Source organism: Thalassotalea sp. SU-HH00458 (assembly GCF_040362795.1).
Classification (GTDB): Bacteria; Pseudomonadota; Gammaproteobacteria; order Enterobacterales; family Alteromonadaceae; genus Thalassotalea_H; species Thalassotalea_H castellviae.
The window spans coordinates 1-15144 of sequence record NZ_BAABWW010000001.1 but is presented as its reverse complement, the minus strand read 5'-3'; the positions used below and the strand labels follow the sequence as shown (position 1 = coordinate 15144).

The following is a 15144-nucleotide window of genomic DNA, read 5'->3' as shown; positions in this document are numbered from 1 at the left end:
TAGAGAGGTATCAATGCGATTCACTATTTTAAGCCGGAAACTCTTATTAAGCGTTTCTAGTGCTGCGATGTTAGGCATAGCAGCCACACCAGCAATAGCTGACGATCATGGAAAGACAATGGCCAATGCCAAAAATAAAGTTGCAGCAATGAAAGAAAAAGGCGCAGCCGTAATAAACAATAGTATATTGCAAACTTGGCAAGGACCTTATGATGGTGTTCCTGCTTGGGATAAAATTAACGTTGCTGATTTTCCAGGTGCCTTTCAAGCGGTTATGGAAAGAGTTAAATCAGAAATTAATGTAATTCGCGATAATCCTGCACCAGCAACTTTTGAAAATTTTACCTTACCAATGGAACTTGCTGGCAGCGTCGCAGATGAAGTGTTCTCTATTTGGGGGGTACATTCTAGCAATTTATCCAATGAAGAAGTGCGTAAGATTCAAGGGGAATGGATGCCGAAAGTATCCGCATTTTTTAATGAGTTAACGCTTGACCCTAAGTTACTTGAAAAAACGAAAACGGTTTATGACAACAGAAAAACAGCGAATTTAAATGCGCAACAATTACGTTTAGTAGAGCGTAATTATGAACAATTAGTCAGAAATGGTGCTCTATTAAAAGGTGATGATAAAGAAAAGCTTATTGCGCTTAATACTGAGTTAGCAAAAGCCTTTAACGAATTTTCAAATAAAGTATTAGCAGATGAAGAAACCTATATTTATTTGACTGATAAAGCTGATTTAGCAGGATTACCTGAAAGTTTTATTTCATCAATTCAGGGTGCTGCACAAGCACAAGGTAAAAAAGGTTGGGCACTGAAAAATACTCGTTCAGTTATGCAACCTTTCTTACAAAACTCAACCAGACGTGATTTACGCGAGAAAGTATATAATGCCTATATTAATCGTGGTGATAATGGTGATGCTAACGATACAAATGCCACTATCGCGAAAATTTTAAAGTTACGTGCTGAGCGCGCTAAAGTGTTAGGTTTTAAAACTCACGCTCATTATCGCATGGCCGATACAATGGCCAAAGATCCTGAAGCAGCTATGGATCTGATGATGAAAGTTTGGCCTGCTGCAATTGGTCGTGTAAAAGAAGAAGTGGCTGACATGCAGAAAGTGGCAGATGCTGAAGGCGCAAATATTACCATCGCCCCTTGGGATTATCGCTTTTATGCGGAAAAAGTCCGTAAAGCAAAATATGACTTAGATGAAGCGGAAATTAAACCTTACTTTAAGCTGGATAACATGGTGAATGCGATGTTTGATGCGGCAGGTAAGCTATATGGTATGTCATTTAAAGAGAATACGGGTGATGTGCCTGTTTTTGATCCAGAAGTGCGCACGTTTGAGGTAAAACGTGGTGATAAAGTCATTGGACTTTTCTACCTTGATAATTTTGCCAGAGAGGGGAAACGCTCCGGTGCTTGGATGACAACTTACCGTAGTCAGCATGATTTAGGCGGTAAAAACCGTTATGTGTTAGCGTCAAATAACAATAACTTTGTTAAAGGCGGTGAAGGTCAACCTACACTTATCAGTCTTGATGATGCGTCAACCCTGTTCCATGAGTTTGGTCATGCGTTACATTACTTAAACTATGACATTACTTACCCAGGTTTAGGTGGCACACCAAGAGATTTCGTGGAATATCCTAGTCAAGTAAATGAAAACTGGTTACTGACTCGTTACATTTTAGATAATTACGCAAAACATGCTGAAACGGGTGAGCCAATGCCGCAAGCATTAGTGGATAAAATCAATAAATCTAAAACCTTTAATGAAGGGTTTGCCACCGTTGAATATTTATCCTCAGCTATTGTCGATATGATGTTGCACAATCGCGAAGAGCCGGTTACTGATCCAGATGCCTTTGAGCGTGAAACCTTGAATAAAATTAATATGCCAAAAGAGATTGTTATGCGTCATCGTTTGCCACACTTCAATCACTTGTTCTCTTCTGATTCATACTCAGCAGGATATTACAGCTATTTATGGTCTGAAACTATGGATGCAGATACATGGGCAGCGTTTGAAGAAGCAGGAAATGTTTGGGATAAAGAAACCGCTGAACGTTTCCGCTCTGTGATATTAGCGACAGGTAACGAAACAGATCGTAAAGAAGCGTATCGTAAATTCCGTGGTCGTGACCCTGAAGTTAAGTATATCTTGAAAAAACGTGGCTTTCCTGTGCCAAATGAAAGTAAATAACTTTATTAGAAAACGGTTTTGATTAATGCCGTTAACCACTAAGTTTAAAGGAGCGAATAATCGCTCCTTTTTTATATGTGTCATGAACGTCAATTCATCTCGATTTTTACTTTTGATAGTTATTGCGAAATAGGAGCAAGAAATAAGATTTCAGCATGTTAATCTTGCCTGCTAAGGTACACAGCATAGCAGGGTAACCTTAACCGCGTTTTTTTGAATTAATTTAGGCACTATTGTGAGTGAGTAATGGCAAATGAAGGCTTTTAAAAAAGCGGTACTTTAAATGAATCGGCCTAGTTATTCTATTTTAACCAACGGGTTAAAACTTCTTCCAATTTATTCGGGTTAACAGGTTTCGAAATAAAATCATCCATTCCCACAGCAATACATTTAGCTTGATCTCCTTTCATTGAGTTTGCTGTCATCGCGACGATTGGAATTTTTCTATTAAGTACTTCTGAGTGCTCTTCTCGTATCTTTTTCGTTGCATCATAACCATCCATTATTGGCATTTGGCAGTCCATTAACACTAAATCAAACGGTAACGTTTTTAAAGACGTTAACGCTTCTTTGCCATTTGCTGCTAGATCAACTTGTATGCCGAATTTTTCCAGTAAGCCTTGCGCTACTCTTTGATTGATGGCGTTATCTTCAACAACGAGTACTCTAGCCTGAAATTGAGGAATTTGATGAGCAGTTAAATGGTTCGTCAGTTTTTTATCAGAAGCATGCACACCCGACACTTTTTTTAGTGTTTTATACAAAATTGTCTCATCAATTGGTTTATTTAAATAACCATTAAAGCCAATAGCTTTGAGTGTATCGGTATCGCCTCTTAGCCCTTGAGAAGTCAGCATTACTAGGCGTGTATCTGCCAATTTTTTACTGTTTTTAATGGCTTTTCCTAACTGAACACCATCCATTTCAGGCATTTGCATATCTAAAATAGCGATTTGGAATGGAGTGCCTTGATCTGCCGCTTCATTAAGTATTATTAAAGCATTTTTACCTGAATCAACAGCGCTGTTTTTTGCCTGCCATTTATTTAATAATTGTGTTAATAAAGTTCTGTTTGTTAAGTTGTCATCGACGATTAAGATTTTTTGATTTTGTAAGCTAACTAAAGTTTCTTTAGATACAGTGGAGTTGGCATTTTCAACATTTAATGTGAACCAAAATGTTGAGCCTTTTCCTGGGCTGCTTTTTACACCAATTTCTCCACCCATCAGTTCAACTAATTGTTTACTGATAGTTAAACCTAACCCTGTGCCACCAAACTTGCGAGTCGTTGAATTGTCTGCTTGACTAAACCTTTCAAAAAGGTGGTGCTGTTTCTCTTTACTGATCCCTATGCCAGTATCTTTAATTTCAAAGCATAATTTAGTTCGTTGCTTTGACTGTTCAACGACATGACAAAATACAGAAACTTCACCTTTGTCAGTAAATTTAATAGCATTACTGATTAAATTATTGAGTATTTGTCTGATACGACCAGGGTCCGCGATATAAGACTGCTTGGACATGCTATTGCCAGGGCAGATAAAGTCCAGGCCTTTATCGTGAGCCTGAAAAGCAATACTGCTACCAAGTTCATGTAATAATAAGCCTAAATTAAATTCAAGTGGTTCAAGATCTAACATACCCGCTTCAATTTTGGAGAAATCTAGAATATCGTTAATGATAATTAATAAAGATTCAGCACTGTATTTTACGGTCGAAGCAAAGTTAATTTGTTCTTGGGTTAATTCGGTATCAAGTAAAAGGTTGGTCATTCCTATTACGCCATTCATTGGTGTACGGATCTCGTGACTCATGTTTGCTAAAAATTCATTTTTCGACTCATTTGCAACTTCCGCTTGTTTTTTTGCTTCAGCTAAACGTGATATGGCTTCTTTTTGATGGGTAATGTCTGTTCGTACTGAAATGTAACCGGTCAGTTTATTTTCATTGTTGTAGAATGGAACTATAGTTGTATCAACCCAAAAGCGTTCGCCAGCTTTAGTTTTATTGCAAATTTCACCATTCCAATGACCACCTTTTGAAACAATCAAGTACATGCCGCGCCAAAAGGAAGAAGGGTGCTGCCCCGACTTTAGTAAACTATGATTTCTACCTATTAGTTCTTGTTGAGTATAGCCACTAACCGCGCAAAACTTGTCGTTTGCATAGACTATATTTCCTTTGATATCTGAAACTGAAACGAGCGAATGTACGTCCATTGCTTTTTTCTGAGCGGCTAAATCACGTTGTGTCGCAATTAATTGCTGTTCATTTTCTTGGCGAATAGACACTTCTTTCTTTAGACGGCGGTTCATTCGATAAAAGAAGAAAATAATCACGATTAAACAGGCGAGGGTTGGTAGCGACCAAAAAAGAATCGTCGTGATATTTGCACCTGATTGCACATGAATAGATAACCAATTATTTGCGATGGCGGCACGTTGCTTTTCTGACATAGATAGAAACGTTTTATTTAAAATAGGGATCAGAGGTTCAAGCCCTTTACGAACCGCCATGGTTAACTCAAGTCTGTATGGGGTAAATGCCGTGATGATAATATCGTTGATTTTATTTTTATTGATTTGATAATTAATAGCGGCAATAGAGTCCATAAAGGCATCTATTTTCCCCGTTTGCAATAGCTTTAATCCTTCTTCAACAGATTTAACACTGACTAATTCTATATTAGGATACTGTTGTTGAATAAGTTCGTCATAGACATAATCGGTGATTAACCCAAGTTTTTTACCGGCTAGTGAGCTTAGACTTTCGGCATAAAACGCATTCGCTTTACTGACTAGTACCAAGGATATTTCAAAATAAGGGTTTGTAAAGTTGATGTTTTTAGCTCTTTCGTCGGTATAAAAAATAGCCGGCATTACATCTATTTTACCTTGTTTAAACTCGTCAAAAGCTTGTGACCAAGACAACTTTTTTTGAGGAGATAAATTTACTTTAAGAAGAGATTCAGCATGCTTGATATAATCAGCTGAAATACCACTGTAGTTACCTTTATTATCATAAAATTCAAAAGGGGCCCAATTTACGTCAACTCCTAAACTGAATTGGTTATTTTCAGATAACCATCGGTTTTCTTCATCGGTTAATAATGGAACATGCGGTAATGAATCAAAAAATGGCTTTAGGGTAGGGAACCACTGCTTTTCTAACGCCACGACTTTTTCGACGGGAATACTGTCGATGCCTTTATTTATTTTTGATAATAATGTTGGTTGTCCTTTTGCTATTAAGCCATAAACATTGTTAGATAATATTACTTCATCTGAAATAACGAAAACGCCACTAACCCCCATTTTTGCTAATTCTGCCATGGCATGGGGTAATTCAGCGATAACACCTTGAACTTCATTGTTGGTATCAGCTAATAAGCGGGTGATCGCCTGATTAAAGTTTTCGTGTTGAACAAAGTCAATATTGGGATATTTCTTTTGCACATAAGCTTCTTGAAAACTCAGGCGTTTAGTTGATATTTTTATTCCATCAAGTTCACTGAGTTTCGTGGATTTATCAAAAGTTCTTTTGTAAATAACGCCGGTCTGAACATTATGAATAGGTGAAGTAAAGTCTAACCACTGTTCTCGCTCATTATTTTTAAATAACCCTGCGTGCAAGGTGTTTTTTTGTTTGGTTAATTGCAAACCTTCTTCAAGAGAAAGCAATGATATTTTAATCGGGATATTGTTAGTTGTTGCCCATAATTGCCAAAACTCAACATACAGCCCACTTGGAGAGCCATTGGGTAACCTAAAACTAAAAGGAAAATTGTTTTCTAGGGCAATGATATGTAAAGGAATATTGTCTTTGTTTGTTTCTTCTTCTGCTAATACGTTAAGGCTGCATAAATAGGCAGCAATGAAAAAACAATAGAGGTAAGTTCTTAAATTCATAATACTCATATTAGTATAACTAAAGACAATAGTTTATTTTTAGTTTGTTTTTTAATGTATTAGCTATATTTTTAACATAAGTTTAATGTGAAAAACATAATTTAAATTTTTATCATTAGTGCGATTTGAAGGTAAGACAAAAAGAAAACTGTGATGCCTTTGTTATTTTTTAGTGTTATTCGAGGTTATATTTTTAAGTCCAATTTAATATAAAAAAATGACGTGAAGCTATAAAGCGTATGATAAAATTGGCGCATACTGTTAAGTTAAAAAGAAAAATGATCACAGATGTCGACTCAGGAATTATTAACGCCAATTTTATCTTTTCTAAAATGTCCAACCCCGCAAGCGTGGATTGATGAAGCGATAAAGAAAGAAAATTTAGCCATAATTTTAATTGATCACTTAATTTGTGAGTTAAAGGCTGCGCAAAGTGCAATGTTTTTAATTCGTAAATATGCGGTTGATAAAGAAAGTGCGAACGCCTTGTTAGCGTGGCTTGAACCTTTTGAGACGTTTATTTATAAACGGGAAGGGGATTGGCGGGAATTACCATTGAAAAACAAATTAACCAAAGCGGTGATCCCAAAGTCAGATTCAAAATACGGTCAAGATCTCATCGATAAAATGGTGGTGTTAATCAAAGAAGAGTTACATCATTTTTATCAAGTGTTAGAAATTATGGATGAGTATGGTGTTGAATATAGAAGTATTACGCCATGTCGCTACGCAAAAGGCATGCTGCGCAATGTGAAAACTTTTGAGCCTGACGCATTAGTTGACAAGTTAATCGTCGGCGCTTTTATCGAAGCGCGTTCTTGTGAGCGGTTTGCAATGTTAGCACCGCATGTTGATAAACGATTAGGAGATTTTTATCTCTCTTTATTGCGCAGTGAAGCAAGACATTATCAAGATTATTTAACTTTAGCAGAAGAAATATCAGGACAAGATATTTCTGAACGCATACAATTTTTTGCGGAAATAGAAGCCGATTTAATTTCTTCTCCAGACAATGATTTTAAGTTTCATAGTGGCTCACCTGCTTGAACTTTGCCACATGTTCGCATTTTTTCTAAGTTCTGTTTATTATCTTAAAGGATTGAACAGAACCGCTTGCCTTTTTACCGCTGATATAAAAATAAAATAGGGAATGAATACATGAAAATAGCACTAACCTTAGTTGCATTAGGTCTCTTAACAGCCTGCCAGCCTAATTCTACCTCACAAGACACTAGCAAAGCTTCAACTGCCAAGGAAATATCAAGCATTGAGGAAGTTTCGCTTTCGGAAAGTGAACGTTTAAATGAATGGTTTGCCGTTAAATATGAAGAAAGTTTGCAAATGAGCCCAATGATGTTGACGTTTTTAGGGCGAAAAGAAAAGTATGATCAAGTTGATGATATGTCAGAAGCGGCAGAAAAAAAGCAACTAGAGTGGCAAGCACAAACGGTAAAAGATTTAAAAAGTCAGTTTGATTTTGAAAAGTTAGATGATGAAGCTAAAACTTCTTATGGCGTTTGGTTACACCAATATGAGCAAGCGTTAGCGGGTCAAAAGTATAAACATAATCAATATATATTCACCCAGTTTAATGGTGTTCAGGCATTTGCCGCACAATTTCTGATCAATTTTCATAAAGTAGAAAATGAACAGGATATGATAGCGTATAATAAGCGTATATCTGGCGTGGCCAAGGCAATTGAACAATTATTAGCTCGAGCTAAAGTCAATGCTAGTCAAGGTGTTAGACCTCCTCGTTTTGCCTATCAAGGAGTTATTGAGCAAGCAAATAATTTAATTGATGGTGCACCTTTTGTCGAAAGTGATAACGATGTGCCTTTATGGGCTGATGCGCAAAGAAAAATTGCTAGTTTAGTTGCAAGTAACAAGATAGATGATAAACGTGCTGCAGAACTTAAAGAGCAAGCAAAATCAGCATTAAATAATAGTTTCTTGCCAAGTTATCAAGCACTCATTGCCTGGTTCAAAAAAGATTTAGCCAATACCGATGCTAACTCAAAAGGGGTGTCGAGTCAGCCTAATGGTGATAACTTTTATAATTTCATGTTAAAAGCTTCAACGACGACCGACTTAACTTCTGATGAAATTCATAGTTTAGGGCTCTCAGAAGTTGCTCGTATTACAACTGAAATGAATGCAATTAAAGACAAAGTAGCTTTTGAAGGAGATTTACAAGACTTCTTTACTTTCATTAAAACTGATGAGCAGTTTTTCTTCGCTAATACAGATGAAGGAAGGTTGGGTTATATTAGCGAAACCGAAAAACACTTAGCGGAAATTAATCAACAACTACCAAATTTTTTCGGTATTTTGCCTAAAGCTGAATTAGTGGTAAAACGTGTAGAGCCTTTTAGAGAGCAAGATGGGGCTGCACAACATTACTTTCCTGGTACCCCCGACGGTTCAAGACCCGGTGTTTACTATGCGCATCTTTCAGATATGAGTGCAATGCCAAAAAATGAAATGGAAGGGGTGGCTTATCATGAAGGTAATCCAGGCCATCATATGCAAATTTCTATTGCGCAAGAGCTAACCTCAATCCCTCAATTTAGAACACAAGCTAACTTTACTGCTTATAGTGAAGGCTGGGGGTTATATGCCGAACTATTAGCCAAAGAAATGGGGGGCTATCAAGACCCTTATTCTGATTTTGGCCGATTAGTCAATGAAATGTGGCGTGCAGTAAGGTTGGTTGTTGATACAGGTTTGCATGCCAAAGGTTGGACTGAACAACAAGCGATTGAATATTTTAAAGAAAAAACACCTATTGCTGAAGAAGCGATTGTTTCTGAAGTTAGACGTTATCTTGTATTACCAGGACAAGCGACGTCATATAAAATAGGTATGTTAAAAATAATGGAATTGAGAGCACTTGCAGAAAAAATGTTAGGTGACAAATTTGATATTAGAGGTTTTCACGATACCGTATTAAGTGGTGGTGCTTTGCCATTATCAGCATTGGAGCTACGTGTTTCCAATTGGATCGATAGCATGAAAACAAGCTGATTTTATTGTTAACTTGATAAATAAATCATACGGTTACTTGTGATTTCATAGCTAAGTGTAAAAAAGTCAGCGTAATTGCTGACTTTTTTGTTGCGATAAATAACCGTGTTTTGCATTAACACCTATAAAACTACACAACAGTTTCTTCCCGCGTGTTTCGCTTGATAGAGCGCAGAATCAGCCAATTCAAATACTGACTTCCAATTTTGATACTCTTGATATTCAGCGATACCAGCTGAGATGGAAATAGAGGGTAAATAGGTATTCGAATTTTTCTTCTTTAATTTCAAATTTGTAATAGCAATTCGAATTTTCTCGGCAATGTTTCTAGCTTCTTCTTTAGTTTTATTAGCTAATACCACCATAAACTCTTCACCACCAAAGCGTACAGCAAAGTCATCTGCACTAATATGTTCTTCAATGGTAGTGGCGACTCTTTGAATGACTTTATCACCAATAGTATGCCCGAAATCATCATTGAATTTCTTGAAATGATCAATATCAATTGAAACAGAACTATGTGTGCTTTCAAGTGTTAAATCTTTCAGTTTTTCTTCACAGCCTCGACGATTGTATAACCCCGTAAGTGAGTCTCGCATGGCTTCTTCTCGAGAGGCTTTTAATTGTGACTTCAATTGATTCACTTGCTTATAAGTTTTTTCAAGCTCACAGGCCAGCTCGCTATGCTGTTGTTGGGAATCTATTAAAGTGGAATTGATAAAATTCACTAGCGGTTTTAATGAATTGGCTTGATCAGAATTTGCGAGTACGCGATCCGCTTTTTTGAAATTTTTGGTGATTTGTTCGCCATTTATCGCTTGGCGCTCTAACTGTTCTATTGTAGATGTTAAAGTGTTTTCAAAAGGGGTAAAAAATACTTTTTCAACATCTTCAGAATTTGAAAAAAACTCGAGAAAGATTGATTCAATAAATACGGCGTCTAATGAGCCATTCCAACTGATATATTCATCAAGTAAAAGATTCATTTTTTCATCTTTTTTCGATAAATAATAATAAATGACGGAAAAATTTATTGGTGTAGGCGCCACTTCATAATTACTGAGGAACTTAATTGTTTCTTCACTAAGTTTGACAGCAGAGGGATAAGTATCTTGAGTATTCATTTCTCTTCCTTAAAAATAACTCTAACTTTGGCAACAAACGATAAAATTATTACCGATAACAGTTAACATTTATAAGCGACAACCAAACTCTATAAAAATGATTGAACGGATCATTTACATTGTTGGTAAGGAAGAATGGATACTATGAGTAATGCTAAGTATGAGCGTAACTTCCTTATATACTCGTTTTGCTATTAATTAATTTTTAACAACTCACTAACTTACTAATAGCATTTTTATAGTCTAGATGAATTTTGTCGTTAGGTAAATTATACTTTTGTATAAAAATGAAAAGCTTGTGCGTTTAGGTTATATGTACAACAGGATACGCATTATTGTGAATCATTTCGTCTTTATAGTGGGTTATACAACAGTTCTTTTTTTTGAGGTGTTACTTTAAGCCAAGCCCCTTGTTCGTACCAATCACCAAGAACAATTCTTTGAGCTGGGAGACTATTAGCGGTTAGTTGATGCGTGTCAGGTCGGTGGGTATGTCCATGGATTAACACTTGAGATTGATATTGCTCTAGGCATGTCACCACTTCAGATTCAGTAACATCCATAATATCTTGTGATTTAATCGCGGTAGCGGCAGCGCTTTGCGAGCGGTAGTTTTCTGCTATTTTTCTTCGCACAAACAAGGGTAAACTTTTAATGATTGCTTGCCACCACCACGAACGAGACTTTCTTCGAAATGCTTGATAGTCGACATCTCGTGTGCATAAAGTATCACCATGCATGATAACTACGGGTTCACCATATAAATCGATTAAAGTGACTTCCGGTAAAAGCGTCATGCCTGACATTTTCGCGTAGCGTTTTCCTAACAAGAAATCGCGATTACCATGTATGTAAAAAATAGGAATATTTTTATCGGCAAGGCTTTTTAGGGCGGCAGCAATTTCATGAATAAAATCGCTCGTATCATCATCGCCAATCCAATATTCAAATAAATCGCCGAGAATATATAAAGCTTCAGCGTTTACCGCTTCGTTTTTTAAAAATGATAAAAAACAGGCCGTAATATCAGGCCTGTTTTGTGCTAAATGTAAATCAGCTATGAAATAAGTCACGGCTGATTTATCAGGTGTTGTCATGATACTTATTCTACAATCGTGCTTTCAATCAGAATTTCTTCTTTTGGTACGTCATCATGATGACCTAAACGACCAGTATCAACTAAGGTCATTTTATCAACGATGTCCATGCCTTCTACCACTTCACCAAAAACACAGTAACCCCAACCTTGTACAGACTCGTTTTTAAAATCTAAAAAGTTATTATCCACTAAGTTTATAAAAAATTGAGCCGATGCTGAATGTGGATCTTGTGTACGAGCCATCGCTAACGTACCACGTTTATTGCTTAAACCATTACTTGCTTCGTTCTCTATCGATTCACGGGTTTCTTTTTCGCCCATACCTGATGAAAACCCACCGCCTTGCGCCATAAAGCCTTTGATCACTCGATGGAAAATAGTGCCGTTATAAAAGCCATCTTCAGCATATTGTTGAAAGTTTTTAGCGGTGATGGGGGCTTTGTCAAAATCTAATTCAATTTTGATATCACCTAGTGTCGTTTTAAATGTGATCATTTTAATGTACTCATAAGAAATAATGTGGGAATTGTAACCTAAAGCAAGAATCTGTAAAGGGAAGTGATGACCATAGTTAATAGTTCGGGTACAATTATCGAAAATTTTATCTCAAATTATTCTTTTCAATTCGGAGTCAGACAACCTCATGTTACAGATATACAATACTTTAACCCGTAAAAAGGAAATTTTTACACCAATTCAACCCGGTAAAGTAGGTTTGTATGTTTGTGGTTGTACTGTTTATGACTTATGTCATATTGGTCACGCGAGAACTTATATTAGTTTTGATAATATTGCCCGTTATCTGCGTTTTTCTGGTTACGACGTTAATTACATTCGCAATATAACGGATGTTGAAGATAAAATTATCAATCGTGCCATTGAGAATAATGAAACAACCGAGCAATTAACCGAACGTACTATTGCTGCAATGCATGAAGATTTTGATGCATTAAATATGGCTCGCCCTAATCTTGAGCCGCGCGTGACAACTCATATGCCAGAGATCATTGAAATGATCGAAACGTTAATCGCCAAAAAACATGCTTACATAGCTGGCGATAATGAACAAGGCGATGTGTTATTTGATGTTTCAAGCTATGCAGATTACGGCAAACTCAGTGGCCAAAATTTAGAGCAACTACAATCAGGTTCTCGTGTTGAAGTCGATGAAACAAAACGTAATCCTATGGATTTTGTTTTATGGAAATCGGCAAAACCAGAAGAGCCAAGTTGGGATTCTCCATGGGGAGCTGGTCGTCCCGGTTGGCACATCGAATGTTCGGCAATGAATGCCAAAGTGTTAGGTAAACATTTCGATATTCATGGTGGTGGCTCAGATTTACAATTCCCGCATCACGAAAATGAAGTAGCACAAAGTTGTTGTGCACTTGATACCCCTTACGTGAATTATTGGATTCACACGGGGATGGTGCAGGTTGACCAAGAGAAAATGTCTAAATCTCTTGGTAACTTTTTTACCATTCGTGATGTATTGAAACAGTATGATGCAGAAACCACACGTTTCTTTTTAACCACGGGGCATTACCGTAGCCAACTAAATTATTCTACGGAAAATTTAGAGCAAGCACGTGCATCTGTTGAACGTATATATACCGCATTACGTGATGTTGATGTACCAACAGGTTTTCAACTTGATAAATCATCACCGCATGCTTTGGCGTTTATCAAAGCAATGGATGATGACTTTAATACACCGCAAGCATTGTCAGTGTTATTTGATTTAGCTAAGCAGCTTAATCATGCAAAAAGTTTAATAGCGAAAAATGAACTCAGTTCTAATGAAAGTGTATATCTTGCTGGTAACTTAAAAGCATTAGGAAACATTTTAGGTCTATTTCAACTAGATCCTGCTAGCTTTCTTCAAGGCGGTGGTGATAATGATGAGGTTGCAGAAATTGAAGCCTTAATTAAGCAGCGAAATGATGCTAGAGCTAATAAAGATTGGGCTAGCGCTGATGATGCGCGCGATAAACTAAAAGCGTTGAACGTTATTTTAGAAGACAGCGCAGGAAAAACCACCTGGCGTAAAGCGTAGTCATTATTTATTGAAGGTTAATTATAAGTAATAAAAAACCAGCAATATGCTGGTTTTTTTATGAGGTTAATTTAGATTTAGTGGCGGCGACTAACTATGGAATTTTTCACAAGCTATTAACGTGTTTTCAATTAAGCTAGCTACTGTCATCGGGCCAACACCTCCTGGAACTGGGGTAATAAAAGAGGCTCTTTCTTTCGCGACATCAAAATCAACATCACCAACTAGTTTTCCATTGTCTAAACGATTAATACCGACATCGATAACAATTGCACCTTCTTTTATCCATTCGCCAGGAATGAATTTAGGTTTACCGACGGCAACCACGATTAAATCAGCATTACGTACTTTTTCTTCTAAGTTTTTAGTGAAACGATGTGTCGTAGTAATGGTGCAACCAGCCAATAATAATTCTAAGGTCATCGGGCGGCCAACAATATTTGATGCACCAATGACTAGAGCGTCTAAACCATGAGGCTTCACTCCGGTAGATTGAATTAACGTCATAATGCCTTTAGGCGTACAAGGTCTTAATCCTGGTAAACGTAAGGCAAGCTTGCCAACATTAGAAGGATGAAAACCATCAACATCTTTATTGGGAGCAATATGCTCAATCACTAAATTTGCATCTAAACCAACAGGTAGGGGGAGTTGTACAAGAATTCCGTCAATCTCATCATCATTATTTAATGTGGATACAAGATCTAATAACTCTGCTTCTGTTGTAGATGCCGGCAAATCATAAGACCGAGAAACAAAACCTACTTCTTCACAAGCGCGACGTTTGCTGCCGACATACACTTCTGAAGCAGGATCACTACCGACTAAAATAACGGCTAAACCCGGAGCTCTTAAACCTTGTGCTACTCGTGCACTAACTTTTTCTTTAACCGAAGTTCTTAATTGTTGAGCGATGGCTTTGCCATCAATAAGTGATGCAGTCATAATTCCTAAGGTGTCGATATGAAAAAACAACGCATTTTCTCATAAATTCAATCGTAGGTGTAGGTGAATTTTTTGATATGTTATAGATATTGGTTATCATCTTTGAGGTAAAAGTTAATTCGTCTATTATTTAGTTGTTAGTATTAATAATAACCAAATAGTTTCACGATAAGTAAAGGTTGCTGTAAAAGTGAGCGAACGGACATTTATTTGTAAAAAACGTTTGACGCAGAACAGCCAACTAGGTAATATCCGCACCCGTTGAAAGCAAGCATGTTTTAAAGTTTGTGATTATACGAATGTCGGTGATTAGCGCAGCTTGGTAGCGCACTTGGTTTGGGTCCAAGGGGTCGCAAGTTCGAATCTTGCATCACCGACCACTTTCTTTTTTTATAAAAAGTTGAAAGTAACCTGTTATAAGGTACTGTGCGCCCTTAGCTCAGCTGGATAGAGCAACGCCCTTCTAAGGCGTGGGTCAAAGGTTCGAATCCTTTAGGGCGTGCCATATAACACAGGCGTGCCAAAGAAATTATGGTGGCTATAGCTCAGTTGGTAGAGCCCCGGATTGTGATTCCGGTTGTCGTGGGTTCAAGTCCCATTAGCCACCCCATTTTTCTTCTACCTTCGATGAAAAATAGAATATATCGGTGATTAGCGCAGCTTGGTAGCGCACTTGGTTTGGGTCCAAGGGGTCGCAAGTTCGAATCTTGCATCACCGACCACTTCTACAAAGTTTATCTCAACATTATCCTGATTAAATACAATAG

The 15144-nt window shown here is 37.2% G+C and carries 9 protein-coding genes and 4 tRNA genes; 8 read left to right on the top strand and 5 right to left on the bottom strand.

The window, feature by feature from the left end; all coding sequences use genetic code 11:
- Positions 1–13: 13 nt before the first annotated feature.
- Complete coding sequence (locus ABXH06_RS00065; RefSeq protein WP_353516870.1) at positions 14–2218, top strand: M3 family metallopeptidase; 2205 nt, start codon at positions 14–16, stop codon at positions 2216–2218.
- 302 nt (positions 2219–2520) lie between these two features.
- On the opposite strand, the gene ABXH06_RS00060 is transcribed toward ABXH06_RS00065, so the two are convergent.
- On the bottom strand, positions 2521–6126 hold the full coding sequence (locus ABXH06_RS00060; RefSeq protein ID WP_353516869.1) for a response regulator: 3606 nt from the start codon (positions 6124–6126) through the stop codon (positions 2521–2523).
- A 288-nt stretch (positions 6127–6414) separates the two neighbouring features.
- Between ABXH06_RS00060 and miaE the strand changes: the two genes are divergently transcribed.
- Entirely contained in the window at positions 6415–7173 is a 759-nt protein-coding gene (gene miaE / locus ABXH06_RS00055; RefSeq protein WP_353516868.1) for a tRNA isopentenyl-2-thiomethyl-A-37 hydroxylase MiaE, read from the top strand.
- A 111-nt stretch (positions 7174–7284) separates the two neighbouring features.
- Positions 7285–9153: a DUF885 domain-containing protein gene (locus ABXH06_RS00050; RefSeq protein ID WP_353516867.1), complete on the top strand. Its 1869-nt coding sequence runs from the start codon at positions 7285–7287 to the stop codon at positions 9151–9153.
- A 122-nt stretch (positions 9154–9275) separates the two neighbouring features.
- Here ABXH06_RS00050 and ABXH06_RS00045 read toward each other — a convergent pair whose 3' ends face one another.
- The 3 genes from ABXH06_RS00045 to ABXH06_RS00035 form a co-directional block, all read right to left on the bottom strand.
- Positions 9276–10277 (bottom strand): GGDEF domain-containing protein, encoded by a 1002-nt coding sequence (locus ABXH06_RS00045; RefSeq protein WP_353516866.1) that lies wholly within the window; start codon positions 10275–10277, stop codon positions 9276–9278.
- Positions 10278–10630: 353 nt separating this feature from the next.
- Positions 10631–11374 (bottom strand): UDP-2,3-diacylglucosamine diphosphatase, encoded by a 744-nt coding sequence (locus ABXH06_RS00040; RefSeq protein ID WP_353516865.1) that lies wholly within the window; start codon positions 11372–11374, stop codon positions 10631–10633.
- Positions 11375–11379: 5 nt separating this feature from the next.
- Positions 11380–11871, bottom strand: coding sequence for a peptidylprolyl isomerase (locus ABXH06_RS00035; RefSeq protein ID WP_353516864.1), 492 nt, complete (start codon positions 11869–11871; stop codon positions 11380–11382).
- Positions 11872–12019: 148 nt separating this feature from the next.
- On the opposite strand from ABXH06_RS00035, the gene cysS reads away from it, so the two are divergent.
- On the top strand, positions 12020–13432 hold the full coding sequence (gene cysS, locus ABXH06_RS00030; RefSeq protein ID WP_353516863.1) for a cysteine--tRNA ligase: 1413 nt from the start codon (positions 12020–12022) through the stop codon (positions 13430–13432).
- Positions 13433–13522: 90 nt separating this feature from the next.
- On the opposite strand, the gene folD is transcribed toward cysS, so the two are convergent.
- Entirely contained in the window at positions 13523–14377 is an 855-nt protein-coding gene (gene folD, locus ABXH06_RS00025) for a bifunctional methylenetetrahydrofolate dehydrogenase/methenyltetrahydrofolate cyclohydrolase FolD (RefSeq protein WP_311577292.1), read from the bottom strand.
- A gap of 303 nt (positions 14378–14680) precedes the next feature.
- On the opposite strand from folD, the gene ABXH06_RS00020 reads away from it, so the two are divergent.
- From ABXH06_RS00020 to ABXH06_RS00005, 4 genes are all read left to right on the top strand, one after another.
- A tRNA-Pro gene (locus ABXH06_RS00020) sits at positions 14681–14757 on the top strand.
- Between the two features lie 48 nt (positions 14758–14805).
- Positions 14806–14882, top strand: a tRNA-Arg gene (locus ABXH06_RS00015).
- A 29-nt stretch (positions 14883–14911) separates the two neighbouring features.
- A tRNA-His gene (locus ABXH06_RS00010) sits at positions 14912–14987 on the top strand.
- Positions 14988–15022: 35 nt separating this feature from the next.
- Positions 15023–15099: transfer RNA gene (locus ABXH06_RS00005), tRNA-Pro, on the top strand.
- The last annotated feature ends 45 nt before the right edge of the window (positions 15100–15144 follow it).